Here is a 10,417-nt window from a genome sequence, read left to right on the forward strand (position 1 = left end):
CTGTAAAGGCGGTGCGCTCGACCACGGTGCGCCACGAGTCCACGGGGCCGACCGCGGCGCAGGCCGCGAAGACGAAGATGACCGCGCCGGGGGCACCGAGCCGCCAGCGGTTCACCAGGACGCTCAGCACGCCGGCGAGCAGCGCCAGGCACAGCAGCATCGTCGCCGGCGCGTCGAAGCCACCACGACGAGAAAAACTAAAGGTGACTTCCGCAAGTGAACATTTGCCGTAACGTGGGTCGCGTAAGTGCCCACGGCCACATTCACTGAAAGCCCGCCTCGCGCGGGCTTTTTCACGCCCCGGCGCGATGGCTCTTGAACTTTCGATCGCAACTCCTAACTGAGACTCGGAAGCGCTGGAGACGCCTCCTGCGCTCCGTTCAACCCGAATGGAGGTTTTCGCCATGTTTCGATCCTTGTTCCCACGCGACATGTTCGCCGAGATGGATCGCCTGCAGCGCGAGATGCAGCAGGCCTTCGATCTCTCCCCCACCATCCGAGGCTTCGGCTACGGCAGCTTTCCGGCGCTGAACGTCGGCGGCACGCCGCAGACGGTCGAGATCTACGCCTTTGCGCCGGGACTCGACCCCGCGACGCTCGAGGTCCAGCTCGATGGCGGCCTGCTCACCATCTMCGGCGAGCGAAAGAGCAGCCTGCCCAAGTCCGGCGACAAGGAAACGCTGCACATCAACGAGCGCTTCGAAGGCGCCTTCCGCCGCCTGCTGACCCTGCCCGACGACGCCGATCCCGACGCGGTCGATGCCAAGGCGCGCGACGGCGTGCTGCACATCACGGTCAAGCGGCGCGCCTCCGCGATGCCGCGTCGGATCACCATCCAATGAAGCAAACGGGAGAAAAGAAATGAACGACATTCAGAAACGCGAACCCCAAACCGGGACCACCCTGGAACGCAAGGGCGAAAGGCGCCACGACGAACCCGCGCTGACCCCCCCGGTGGACGTGATCGAGGACAGCGCCGGAATCACGCTGTACGCGGACCTGCCAGGCGTGCCACGCGACAAGCTGCACCTGCATGTGGAATCCGACTCGCTGACGATCGAGGGCGAAGTCGATCTGGAACTGCCTGAAGGGCTGCAGTCCAGCCACACGGAGGTCGGCCTCGGGCGCTTCCGCCGGGTCTTCACCCTGAGCAAGGAACTAGACACCGAGAAGATCTCGGCCGAGCTTGCACAGGGCGTGCTCAAGCTGCGCATACCCAAGGCAGAGCACGCGCAGCCGCGGCGCATCGAAGTCCGGGTGACCTGAGCGTGCAAGGACACGAAGCGGCAAGAACGCTTCGTGTCCTTCGCCACAACAGTTTGAATTCAAATGATTGTGATAAAATCATTTTGATGGCGAACGAAACATCAGAACTTCAACAGCGCATCGGCATCCGCTTGGTCGGCCTGGCCCGCCGCTGGCGCCAAGCGCTCGATGCCCGGCTTTCTTCCGCCGGGCTGAGCGACGCCACCTGGTCGCCCCTGATGCACCTGCACGAGCTGGGCAGCGGCATCTCGCAGAGCGAGCTCGCCGCCGCGGTCGGGCTCGACGGTTCCAGCCTGGTGCGGCTGCTGGACATCCTGGTCGAACAGGGCCTGATCGAACGCCGCCCCCACCCGGAAGACCGTCGCGTGAAGCGGGTGCACCTGACCCCGGCCGGCCGCCGCACCGTGGCGTCGATCCGCAAGCGGCTGCAGGCCGTCGAATCCGAACTGCTGGCCGACGTCGACGACCAGGCCGCGGCCGCCATGCTGCAGGCCTTCGAGCAAATCGAGGCCCGGATCGCCGCGATGGCCGAGAGAGTCCAATGAACGCCTTCCCGAGCCCCGAGCCCGGCCGGACGCGCCGCGCCTCCCTCCGCCGCATGCTCGCACCGGCCCGCATCCGCGAGAGCTTCGCGGTCGCCGCCCCGCCCTCGCTGCGCAACGCCGCAGTGGCCGGCATGCAGACATCGCTGTCGGTGCTGATCGCGGTCGCGGCCACCCATCTGTCGCCGTGGGCGCAGCTCGAGGGCTATCCTGCGCTGGGCGCCCTGGCGGCCCTCTTCGGCCGCTTCGCCCCAGTGCGGCGGCGCATGCCGATCGTCCTGCTGGCGGGACTGCTGCTGACGGCGCCGGTCGCTGTCTTGTCCGTGGTCTCGAAGGCCGGCGCAGCGCCGGCGACGATGCTGCTGTGCCTGGCGCTGCTCGCCGGCGTGCTGAGCGTCCTGGTGAACCGCTGGCGGCTCGGTGCCCCCGGCGCGGTCATCTTCGTCTTCGCGGCCTGCGCCGCGGTCGGCCCCGTGGACTCGTGGCGCACCGTGGTCGAGCGCACCGCCTTTACAGCGGCCGGGGCTGCGGTCGCATGGTGGGTCTGCCGCTCGACCGACCGGCTGCGCTCCGGTGCAGCATTGCCTGTCACCGCCGCCGGCGACGGCCCCCGACCTGCTTTGCACGCATGGATCGCAGGCGCGCGCATCGCGCTCTGTGCGGCCAGTGCGGCGCTGCTGGCGCTGGCCGCCGGCTGGGCCCATCCGGCTTGGGCAGCGATCGGCGCAACCGCCGTGATGCAAGGCGGCCACTTGCACGTCACCATGCACCGCGCGGTTCAGCGCACCGTCGGCACCGTCATCGGCGCCGCGCTGGCGTGGGTGTTCCTGGTGAACCATCCCTCTTTTTGGTGGGTGCTGGTGGCGGTGGTCCTGCTGCAGTTGGCGACCGAACTGGTGATCGGCTTCAACTATGTGTTCGGCCTGATCTGCGTCACGCCGATGGCGCTGCTCATGACCTCGCTCGCGGCGCCGCACGCCACCGACGGGATGCCGATGGCGCGCGTCCTCGACACGATCCTGGGCGCGCTGGTTGGCATCGCCTTCGCGGTGGTCTTCTCGACCCTCGATGACCGCGCCCACCTGGCGGCGCATCACGATAAGACGCGCGCCGGCGGAGCCCCCGCTCAGGCGTGATCGCCACCTTGAGCACCCCATCGCGCTGGTTGACAAACAGTTCATAGGCGGCCTCGATGTCGTCGAGCTTGAAGCGGTGCGTCACCAGCGGCTTGAGGTCGACCCGGCCCGAGCCGAGCCGACCACGTCCATCAAGCGGCGCATGCGCTCCTTGCCGCCGGGGCACAGCGTGCTGACGATCTTCAGGTCGCCGAGGCCGGCCGAGAAGGCACCGAGCGGAATCCGCAGGTCGCTCGAATAGACGCCCAGGCTCAACAGCGTGCCACCCGGCCGCGGGATCCGGAGCGATGACTCGAAGGTGCCCTGCGGAAGGTCGTGAGCCCGCTCCCGCCCACCCAGGCCGCATCGAATCGAAAAGCTCGCTAGTTGGATTTCTCCCAGGTCAGCGATCCCTTGATCGGGTCTTCCGACCGTGTCCAAAGCGCACCGCAATGGGGACACTCGCACTTCGCGATGAATGCGCCACGGAAATCCCGTTTGACGGAGCGCTCAATCATGGCGCCTTCCCAAGGCCGCCGCGGGTGGGCCCCGATTCGTTCGCACCTTTGGCAAGCCTCTTCCATGCGCCCTCCAGTCAAAGTGATCGATTGGCGCACTATGACCGGCCTGCCCTGTACGGTTCCTGACTTCGCCCTGAATTCGCTGTCCGCCCCGCCGGCGAACGCGGGTCCAGGAGTCAAGGCGTTGTTTCGTTTGGACAACGCTATGCCGGAGGCTTGGCGCGCTGGAACAGCAGCACACCGTCGCGCCGGGCGCGCTCGAGCAAGTCGGGCGTTGCGCGGATGTGCGCCTCGAGTGCCAGCGCGGCGCGTGCATCCTGACCGGCCATCGACAGCTCGAATATTTCGGCGTGCTCGGCGTGGACATCCCTGGCGCTGTCCGACAGCGACATCGCATAGCGCCGGTAGCGCTCGCCGTGGCGCGACAGGAGGCGCAGCACCTTGAGGGTCCACGCCGACGCGCCTGCGCCGATCAGCGCCTCGTGGAAGCGGTTGTTCAGTTGCTCCCATCGGCGGCGGTCCTCGGCACGGATGGGCTGTTCCACGGCCGACAGTTCCTCGTAGCTCTGCCGGACCTGTTCCCGCCACTGGGCACCGCCGCACACGATCGAGCGCCGCAGCGCGTCGATCTCGATGTGCACGCGCAGCCGAGTGAGGTCTTCGAGATCATCGATGGCAATCGGCGCGACGCGAAAGCCGCRCTGGCCCTCAGCCACCACCAGCGCGTCGCTCACCAGGCGGGTGATGGCCTCGCGCAAGGTACCGGCGCCCACCCCGTAGCGGGCCCTCAGATGCTCGACTCTCAGCTTTTCCCCCGGCGCCAGGCGTCCATCGACGATGTCGTCGCGCAACTCGCCGTAGGCGCGCTCGATCAGGGTGCGCGAGGGGCTGATCTCGTCGTCGGTCGGAAGCTGCGCCGCATTCGGCGCGGCCGGTGTCAGCATTGCGCGTTTGGCCATGAGACTGCCTTCAGGCGCGGGCGCGCTCATGCGCCCGCGCAATGCGGTAGCTGAGCTGCGCACGGCTGACGCCCAGCGCGCGCGCCGCTCCCGCGAGATTGCCGCGGGCACGCTGCACGGCCTCCTTCAGCAAGGCGTCTTCGAGCGCTTCCAGGCTGAGGCCGCGGCGCTGCACTTCGTCATACAGCCCCGCCGTATCGTGCGGCGCGCCTCGCTCGAGCTGACCTTCCGCGTTGACGATCACCGGCGTCGATTGCGGCGCCGAGGCGAACAGCTCGCCGACGTCCACCGGCTCGCCCGCGCTGGAGAGAATGACGCCGCGTTCGATGAGGTTCTCCAGTTCGCGCACGTTGCCGGGCCAGGGGTGGTGGCGCATCGCATCGATCGCACGGTCGGTGAACCCAGCCACGCGCTTGCCATGCAGCGCGGCAAAGCGCTGAAGCAAGTGGGTGGCCAACGGCTCGATGTCGTCCACGCGCTCGCGCAATGGTGGGATCCGGATCGGATAGACATTGAGCCGATACATCAGGTCTCGCCGAAAACGGCCGGCGGCAACTGCCGCCTCGAGGTCGACGTTGGTGGCCGCGATCACCCGCACGTCCACCTTGCGCGGCAGGGTGCTGCCCAGGCGCTCGACCTCGCCGTGCTGCAGCACGCGCAACAGCTTGGCCTGGGCTGCGAGTGGCAGCTCACCCAACTCGTCCAGCAGCAGCGTGCCGCCATCGGCACGCTCGAAACGGCCGGGCCGCGCGACGCCGGCGCCTGTGAAGGCGCCTTTCTCGGCGCCGAACAATTCGCTTTCGATCAGCTCGCCGGGAAGGGCCGCGCAATTCACGGCGACGAAGGGCTTGTCGGCACGCGCGCTCATCGCGTGCAGGGCGCGCGCGAATCGCTCCTTGCCGACGCCGGTCTCGCCGGTCAGAAGCACGCTCACCTGGGTCCCCGCGGCCTTGCGCAGCAGCGCGGTGGCCGCGACGTATGCGCGCGACCGGCCGATCAGTGGTCCCAGATCGTCGGCCGGCTCGAGCGTGGAGCGAAGACTGTCGACCTGAGACTTCAGGTCTTCCAGTCGCAGCAGCATCGGATCGGCGTCGTAGTCGCGGGCGAGCGTCTCGCCGTCGGGCCAGTCGGCCAGCGGGCGGCCTTCGATGCGGCAGTGCGCCGCGCCGCAGGCGCAGCAGGCGACCTCCTTGAAGAGCACCGGCCGGCCCATGAAGGCGCTGGTGTAGCCGGAGGCGTATCCCAGCAGCATCCAGCACACGGGTGCATCCTGCGGGCCGAAGTCGCGCACATGCRTTTCAACTTCCCATGAATGGTCCCAGCGGAAGACGCCTTCGAATTCGCCCTTTGCGATGTCGAACTCGAAGCGCTCCGGCGTGACCTGCACCGCGCCTTCCAGCATGTGCAATTGCGGGCCCACCGCAAACATGTCGGCCAGCGATGCGTCTCCGCGCACCTGGCGCGCGAGCACCGCATCGCGTTGGCCAGAGGCATAGCCAGCGCGCATCAGCACGCGGCGCGTTTGCTCGCGCCCAATGGATTGCATCATTTCGCGCCGCAGCGAGCCCAGCGCCGCCATATGGACCAGCACCATGCGCTGGTCGGCCAGCCAGATGCGGCCGTCGCCCGCCGAAAAATGGACGAGCCGGCGCAGATCGGCATCCGACGGCAATGGCGGCGCGGGGGTGGTCATGCGCGGATTATCGAGATAGTGACCCGGGTCACCAAGCCCCCTCTTTGCTCGAATTGCTGATTTGATGAACAGCGCGCCGCGCGATTTGCGCATTTCATCATGATGCAGTGCGGTAATCCCGACCTTCCTGCTCCAGCAATGCTGATGAATCGCCCGGACGAGGGCTCTTCCAGGCCTGTGATTTCGGGGTTTACCCTGTTTTATCGAGATTCTGCGACTTCGCAGCATTTTCTGGCACAGCGCATGCGATGTGTTCGTCGTGACCCACAGCACGACCCGTTCGATGAATACGTCCACCCCGCTTCGCAACGGCGCCCTTCCCGTCGACGACCCGCTCGGGTCCGGCGGCGATGGGCTCCAGTGCGACACCTCCCTGAAGTTCGTGCGCGTGATCGAAGAACGCGCCGATGGGCTGGTGGCTTTCGAGTTTTCCATCGGCTGGCCGGAACTGGCGGTCGAGTTGCTGCTGCCGGCGCAGGCCTTCGAAGAGTTCTGTGCCACCCACCGCGTGCGGCGACTCGACTGAGTCTTGTTCGACGACGCAATCCATCCCGACGACCCCAGGAGACACACCGCATGAATATCGACCTCCAAGCGCGCGAGATCACGCCCCTGCGCCAGACCTACGCGCACGTGGCGAAAAACATCGGGGGCGACAAGACCGCTTCGCGCTACCAGGAAGCGACTATGGGCGCGCAGCCTTCGGTCAACTTCCACTACCGCCCGACATGGGACCCCGAACACGAACTGTTCGACGCATCCCGCAGCGGCGTCGTGCTGGCCGACTGGTACGCACTGAAGGATCCGCGCCAGTTCTACTACGCCACCTGGACGATGACCCGGGCTCGCCAGCAAGACGCCATGGAGTCGAACTTTCAGTTCGTCGACGCGCGCGACATGGTCGCCAAGATCCCCGACGACGTGCGCTACCAAGCGCTGCGGATCCTGATGCCGCTGCGGCACGCGGCCTGGGGCGCCAACATGAACAATGCCGCCGTCTGCGCCTACGGCTACGGCACGGCGTTCACCGCGCCGGCGATGTTCCATGCGATGGACAACCTCGGGGCGGCGCAATACCTCACACGCCTGGGCCTCGCGCTGGACGACCCGGCGGCGCTGGACGATGGCAAGCAAGCCTGGCTGACCGAGCCGCGCTGGCAGGTGCTGCGCCGCTACGTCGAAGACACCTTCGTCGTGAAGGACCCATTCGAGCTTTTCATCGCACAGAACCTCGCACTCGACGGCCTGCTGTACCCGTTGATCTACGGCAGCTTCGTCGATGACCACATTGCCCTGCAGGGCGGCACGGCCGTCGCGATGCTGACGGCCTTCATGCCGGAGTGGCACGACGAGAGCGCGCGCTGGGTCGACGCGGTGGTCAAGACCGCCGCGGCCGAATCACCCGCCAACCAACGCCTGATCTCGCAGTGGGCGCAAGCCTGGACCGAACGGGCCCGGGCCGCGCTGGCGCCGGTGGCCGAAATGGCGCTCGGCGACGCCGGCCAGGAGGCGCTGGAAGAGGCTTGCGCAAAGCTGGGCGAGCGTTGCCGCAAGGCCGGCGTCGGCGCCTGACCCCGCCTTGCATCACGCATTACCCGGAGACCCCATGTCCAACGTATTCATCGCCTTCCAGCACAACGAAGAGTCGCGCCCGGTGGTCGACGCGATCGTCGCAGACAACCCCGGCGCGATGGTCGTGCACTCGCCCGGTCTCGTGAAGATCGACGCACCGGACCGACTGACGATCCGCCGCGCCACGATCGAGGAGCAGACCGGCAGGGCCTACGACCTGCAGGCCCTCCACGTGAACCTCGTGACGCTGTCGGGGCACATCGACGAGGACGACGACCAGTTCACGCTGAGCTGGCGCCACTGATTCCCAACGAACGCTCAAGGAGACAAGCCATGGACACCCGTGTCGTGAAGAAGAAGCTCGGTCTGAAGGACCGCTATGCCGCGATGACGCGCGGCCTCGGCTGGGAGACCAGCTACCAGCCGATGGACGAAGTCTTTCCGTACGACAAGTACGAAGGCATCAAGATTCACGACTGGGACAAGTGGCAGGACCCGTTCCGCCTCACCATGGACGCTTACTGGAAGTACCAGGGAGAAAAGGAGAAGAAGCTCTACGCGGTGATCGAGGCCTTCGCGCAGAACAACGGCCAGCTCGGCGTGAGCGATGCCCGCTACATCAACGCGCTGAAGCTCTTCATCCAGGGGGTCACGCCGCTGGAGTACTACGCCCACCGCGGCTTCGCGCATGTGGGCAGGCAGTTCACCGGCGAGGGCGCGCGGGTCGCCGCACAGATGCAGTCGATCGACGAGCTGCGCCACTACCAGACCGAAACCCACGCGATCTCGCACTACAACAAGTACTTCAACGGGATGCATCACTCGAACCACTGGTTTGACCGCGTCTGGTACCTGTCGGTGCCGAAGTCCTTCTTCGAGGATGCCAACACGGCCGGGCCGTTCGAGTTCCTCACCGCGGTGAGCTTCTCGTTCGAATACGTGCTGACCAACCTGCTGTTCGTGCCCTTCATGTCGGGCGCGGCGCACAACGGCGACATGTCTACCGTGACCTTCGGCTTCTCGGCGCAGAGCGACGAGTCGCGCCACATGACGCTGGGCATCGAGTGCATCAAGTTCATGCTCGAGCAGGACCCCGCCAACGTGCCGATCATCCAGGGCTGGATCGACAAATGGTTCTGGCGCGGCTACCGGCTGTTGACGCTGGTCGCGATGATGCAGGACTACATGCTTCCCAAGCGCGTGATGAGTTGGAAGGAAGCCTGGGAGATGTACGCCGAGCAGAACGGCGGCGCGCTCTTCAAGGACCTGGCGCGCTACGGCATCCGCGAGCCCAAGGGCTGGAAGGACGCCTGCGAGGGCAAGGACCACATCAGCCACCAGGCATGGGCCACCTTCTACAACTACAACGCCGCCGCGCCCTTCCACACCTGGATCCCGAAGGAAGACGAGATGGCGTGGCTGGCCGAGAAGTACCCGACGACCTTCGACAAGTACTACCGTCCGCGCCTCGAACACTGGGGCGAGGAAGCAGCCAAGGGCAACCGCTTCTACAACAAGACGCTCCCGATGCTGTGCACGACCTGCCAGATCCCGATGCTCTTCACGGAGCCGGGGGACGCCAGCAAAATCTGCTACCGCGAGTCGGACTACCTGGGCGACAAGTACCACTTCTGCAGCGACCACTGCAAGGGCATCTTTGATCACGAGCCCGAGAAGTACGTGCAGTCGTGGCTGCCGGTGCACCAGATCTACCAGGGGCACTGCTTCAAGCCCGGCACCGATCCGACGGCCGAAGGCTTCGATCCCTTGCTCGCAGTGCTCGACTACTACGAGATGAACGTCGGCCGCGACAACTTCGACTTCGAGGGTTCGGAAGACCAGAAGAACTTCGCGGCCTGGCGCGCCGATCCGTCGCCCGCTGCGCCGGCCGCAGCCATCCAAACGGGAGAAGCCAAATGAGCGTCGTCGCCCTCAAGCCCTACGCGTTCCTGGCCCGGGACGCGCGCGAGAACTTTCCCGCGCCGCTGCTCTACATCGGCTGGGAAGACCACCTGTTGTTCTGCGCGCCGTTCTGCCTGCCGTTGCCCCCTGACACTCCCTTCGGCGCGCTGGCGACGGCCGTGCTGCCGGGAATCTACGGCTGGCACCCCGACTTCGCGAAGATCGACTGGACGAAGGTGCAGTGGTTCAAATCGGGCCAACCATGGACCCCCGATCCGGCCAGGTCGCTCGCCGAGAACGGGCTTACGCACAAGGACGCGATTCGCTTCCGCGCGCCGGGGTTGACCGGCATCAAGGGTTCGTTCAGCTGAACTTCCAGACTTCGGGAGTCACGCCATGAGCTATCAACTCACCATCGAACCGCTGGGCGCCACCATCGAGGTGGAAGAAGGCCAGACGCTGCTCGACGCCGCGCTGCGCCAGGGCATCTACCTTCCGCATGCCTGCGGACACGGCCTGTGTGGATCCTGCAAGGTGCAGGTGTGCGACGGCGACGTCGACCATGGCCCGGCGAATCCGTTCGCGCTGATGGAGTTCGAGCGCGACGAGGGCAAGACGCTCGCCTGCTGCTGCACGCTGCAAAGCGACGCCACGATCGAAGCCGACATCGACGAGGAGCCCGACGCCCAGATCATTCCGGTGCGCGACTTCGCGGCCACCGTGACGCGCATCGTGCAATTGACGCCGACCATCAAGGCGCTGCACCTCGCGTTGGACAAGTCGATCCACTTCCAGGCCGGCCAGTATGTGCAGCTCGAGATTCCGGGGCTGGGGCAGGCCCGTGCAT

The 10,417-nt window shown here is 66.4% G+C and carries 12 protein-coding genes and 2 pseudogenes; 10 read left to right on the top strand and 4 right to left on the bottom strand.

Features of this window, described 5'->3' with window-relative positions:
• Positions 1-406 (bottom strand): annotated as a pseudogene (locus AC1DY5_RS27500) (hypothetical protein); the annotation flags it as partial.
• Between AC1DY5_RS27500 and AC1DY5_RS27505 the strand changes: the two are divergent.
• From AC1DY5_RS27505 to AC1DY5_RS27520, 4 genes are all read left to right on the top strand, one after another.
• Complete coding sequence (locus AC1DY5_RS27505; protein WP_478116534.1) at positions 405-842, top strand: Hsp20/alpha crystallin family protein; 438 nt, start codon at positions 405-407, stop codon at positions 840-842. The pseudogene AC1DY5_RS27500 and the gene AC1DY5_RS27505 overlap by 2 nt on opposite strands.
• Before the next feature lie 19 nt (positions 843-861).
• On the top strand, positions 862-1,266 hold the full coding sequence (locus AC1DY5_RS27510) for an Hsp20/alpha crystallin family protein (RefSeq protein ID WP_478116536.1): 405 nt from the start codon (positions 862-864) through the stop codon (positions 1,264-1,266).
• Positions 1,267-1,352: 86 nt separating this feature from the next.
• Positions 1,353-1,811, top strand: coding sequence for a MarR family winged helix-turn-helix transcriptional regulator (locus tag AC1DY5_RS27515; RefSeq protein WP_478116538.1), 459 nt, complete (start codon positions 1,353-1,355; stop codon positions 1,809-1,811).
• Positions 1,808-2,944 (top strand): FUSC family protein, encoded by a 1,137-nt coding sequence (locus AC1DY5_RS27520; protein WP_478116539.1) that lies wholly within the window; start codon positions 1,808-1,810, stop codon positions 2,942-2,944. Before AC1DY5_RS27515 ends, AC1DY5_RS27520 begins: the two co-directional genes overlap by 4 nt.
• Here the strand turns inward: AC1DY5_RS27520 and AC1DY5_RS27525 are convergent.
• The 3 genes and pseudogenes from AC1DY5_RS27525 to AC1DY5_RS27535 all read right to left on the bottom strand — a co-directional run.
• Positions 2,937-3,250 (bottom strand): annotated as a pseudogene (locus tag AC1DY5_RS27525) (NAD(P)-dependent alcohol dehydrogenase); the annotation flags it as partial. The gene AC1DY5_RS27520 and the pseudogene AC1DY5_RS27525 overlap by 8 nt on opposite strands.
• A 397-nt stretch (positions 3,251-3,647) precedes the next feature.
• On the bottom strand, positions 3,648-4,403 hold the full coding sequence (locus tag AC1DY5_RS27530) for a GntR family transcriptional regulator (protein ID WP_478116541.1): 756 nt from the start codon (positions 4,401-4,403) through the stop codon (positions 3,648-3,650).
• 10 nt (positions 4,404-4,413) lie between these two features.
• Positions 4,414-6,096 (bottom strand): sigma 54-interacting transcriptional regulator, encoded by a 1,683-nt coding sequence (locus tag AC1DY5_RS27535; protein WP_478116543.1) that lies wholly within the window; start codon positions 6,094-6,096, stop codon positions 4,414-4,416.
• A 283-nt stretch (positions 6,097-6,379) separates the two neighbouring features.
• Here AC1DY5_RS27535 and AC1DY5_RS27540 point away from each other — a divergent pair, with 283 nt between their 5' ends.
• The 6 genes from AC1DY5_RS27540 to AC1DY5_RS27565 all read left to right on the top strand — a co-directional run.
• Positions 6,380-6,622 (top strand): phenol hydroxylase subunit, encoded by a 243-nt coding sequence (locus AC1DY5_RS27540; RefSeq protein ID WP_478116545.1) that lies wholly within the window; start codon positions 6,380-6,382, stop codon positions 6,620-6,622.
• 50 nt (positions 6,623-6,672) lie between these two features.
• Positions 6,673-7,668 carry an aromatic/alkene monooxygenase hydroxylase subunit beta gene (locus AC1DY5_RS27545; protein ID WP_478116546.1) on the top strand — a complete coding sequence of 332 codons (996 nt, stop codon included), beginning with the start codon at positions 6,673-6,675 and terminating at the stop codon, positions 7,666-7,668.
• 34 nt (positions 7,669-7,702) lie between these two features.
• Positions 7,703-7,972, top strand: coding sequence for an MmoB/DmpM family protein (locus tag AC1DY5_RS27550; protein ID WP_478116548.1), 270 nt, complete (start codon positions 7,703-7,705; stop codon positions 7,970-7,972).
• Between the two features lie 29 nt (positions 7,973-8,001).
• Complete coding sequence (locus AC1DY5_RS27555; protein ID WP_478116549.1) at positions 8,002-9,588, top strand: aromatic/alkene/methane monooxygenase hydroxylase/oxygenase subunit alpha; 1,587 nt, start codon at positions 8,002-8,004, stop codon at positions 9,586-9,588.
• Entirely contained in the window at positions 9,585-9,941 is a 357-nt protein-coding gene (locus AC1DY5_RS27560; protein ID WP_478116551.1) for a phenol hydroxylase subunit P4, read from the top strand. The genes AC1DY5_RS27555 and AC1DY5_RS27560 overlap by 4 nt, the downstream gene beginning before the upstream one ends.
• A 25-nt stretch (positions 9,942-9,966) precedes the next feature.
• On the top strand, positions 9,967-10,417 hold a 451-nt coding region (locus AC1DY5_RS27565; RefSeq protein ID WP_478116553.1), incomplete at its 3' end, for a 2Fe-2S iron-sulfur cluster-binding protein.

It is taken from the genome of Variovorax sp. P4_D9 (genome assembly GCF_056401695.1).